Raw genomic sequence first — 2,189 nt, forward strand, 5'->3', positions numbered from 1 at the left:
TCAAACTCACGGCGGTACTTTTCTTCTTCAAAAGGATTATCCAGGGTCCAGATACAGTTTATCAGCTGAATCTTTTTTCCCTTAAGTTCAAGCTCATTTTTAAGCACGTAATTGTAAATACCCAGGGCATGGGTAAACATCTGGCAGGCATCATAACGTACAAGGCCGGCCCTCTTAATGCGCCTGATTGATTCCATAAAAGGAAAGGCTGAATCAGTGTAAATGTATTTGCTTCTGTCTTCAAAAGCAGAAGGTATTTCTCTTTTAAAAGAAATCTTGTGATAGAAAGGTTCAAAGAACTTCATTTCTATAAAATTTAATTCCCTGTCATTTTTAAGAAGGACATCAATATGATTTTTTGTCTTTGCACCGGAATATGTTTCCAGAGGGTTTTCATAGTTAACTTCATAGCTGCCTTCAGAAATTCCGCAGGTTCCCTTAAAGGAAACTTTGTCATTTCCAAAAACATTGTAAGTCATTGCAGAGGAACTTCTGAGGGAATGCATCTTTTCAAAAATATCCTCTCCCCCACCGTTCATAAACTGTGCCTTTACATTATCAGACATTTCTTCATAAAGATTTTTTGACAAATCTTCAAATACATACCTGTTTCTGGAAGGCAGTCTTCGCTTTGGAGTAATCATCTTGTTACCTGTAGCTGCCTCATATTTACTTTTAAAAAGCTCGTGAATCTGTACCTGAAGTTTGTTCATTTGTGACCTTCTGACGAGAAATTATTGTTTATACAGCTAATATAATAGAATTTTTGGAGATTTCAAAGATACTTTCTTAATTTTTTCTTAAAAATATCTTAAAATTTTTGCATAAATGACATACTTTTAATAGACAAAAATACCCTGTCCCTTCCTAAAAGTTCAGAAAAAGACAGGGTAATATTAAAGATTTACACCTTTATTTTGCGTGACTGCAGTTACAGCCGCATGAGCCGCAGCCGCCTTCACAATGGCATGAACCTTTACCGGAGCGCTTCTTTTTAATCATGGAATAAATGATTGCAGCAACAATGCAAACTAAAACTGCACTTACAATAATTGTACCTGTCATAATAAAAGCCTCCGTTATTTTATTTTTATTTTACTGCCTTTGGAGCTGGACGGAACAAAAGATATCCGAAGCAGCCGATTACAAGAATAGAAGCAATAAGACCAATAACATTTACGTTACCAGTTACCAGGTTTCCAATCTGTGTAATACAAAGAGATACAGCATAAGCAAATCCACACTGATATCCGATAGCAGCCCATGTCCACTTCATGTTGTTCATTTCACGCTTAATGGCACCGATAGCAGCAAAACATGGAGCACAAAGAAGGTTGAATACCAGAAATGACATACCAGTTACGCTTGTGAATGCATTAGCAAGGTTTGCCCATGCTTCTTCTCCACCATAAAGAACACCCATTGTTCCTACGATGTTTTCCTTTGCAACAAGACCTGTAACAGATGCAACAGTAGCCTGCCAGTTACCCCATCCAAGAGGAGCAAAGATCCATGCAACTGCACCACCAATCTTAGCAAGGATACTTGAATCCATCTGATCTTCGCTAAGCATCATAAACTTACCGTCAACCCATCCAAAGAATGAAAGGAACCAGATTACGATTGTAGAAACAAGAATGATTGTTCCGGCTTTCTTGATGAATGACCATCCGCGTTCCCACATTGAGCGGAGAACAGCACCAACTGTTGGAAGGTGATATGCAGGAAGTTCCATTACGAATGGAGCAACTTCTCCAAGGAATGGCTTTGTTTTCTTAAGCATGATACCAGAACAGATAATTGCACCGATACCGATAAAGTAAGCAGATGTAGCAATCCATGGTGAACCACCAAAAATAGCTCCGGCAACCATTGCGATAAATGGAGTCTTAGCACCACAAGGAATGAATGTAGTAGTAATGATTGTCATACGGCGGTCACGTTCGTTTTCGATAGTGCGGCTTGCCATAATACCAGGAATACCACAACCAGTACCAACCAGCATTGGAATGAATGATTTTCCAGAAAGACCAAAGCGGCGGAAGATACGGTCCATAATGAAGGCAATACGAGCCATGTAACCACAAGCTTCAAGGAATGCAAGCATGATAAAGAGTACGAGCATCTGTGGAACGAATCCAAGAACTGCACCAACACCACCAACAATACCGTCAAGGATAAGACCCTTA

The 2,189-nt window shown here is 39.3% G+C and carries 3 protein-coding genes; all 3 read right to left on the minus strand.

Annotated features, from left to right (window positions below; translation table 11 throughout):
* Window positions 1-713, minus strand: a 713-nt coding sequence (locus K6D58_RS00820; RefSeq protein WP_296826574.1) for a PGN_0703 family putative restriction endonuclease, incomplete at its 3' end; no start/stop codon positions are given.
* A gap of 199 nt (window positions 714-912) precedes the next feature.
* On the minus strand, window positions 913-1,065 hold the full coding sequence (locus K6D58_RS00825) for a FeoB-associated Cys-rich membrane protein (RefSeq protein WP_296826576.1): 153 nt from the start codon (window positions 1,063-1,065) through the stop codon (window positions 913-915).
* 25 nt (window positions 1,066-1,090) lie between these two features.
* The coding region (gene feoB / locus K6D58_RS00830) for a ferrous iron transporter B (protein ID WP_296826577.1) at window positions 1,091-2,189 on the minus strand (1,099 nt) is incomplete at its 5' end.

The organism is Treponema sp. (assembly GCF_024696245.1).
Classification (GTDB): domain Bacteria; phylum Spirochaetota; class Spirochaetia; order Treponematales; family Treponemataceae; genus Treponema_D.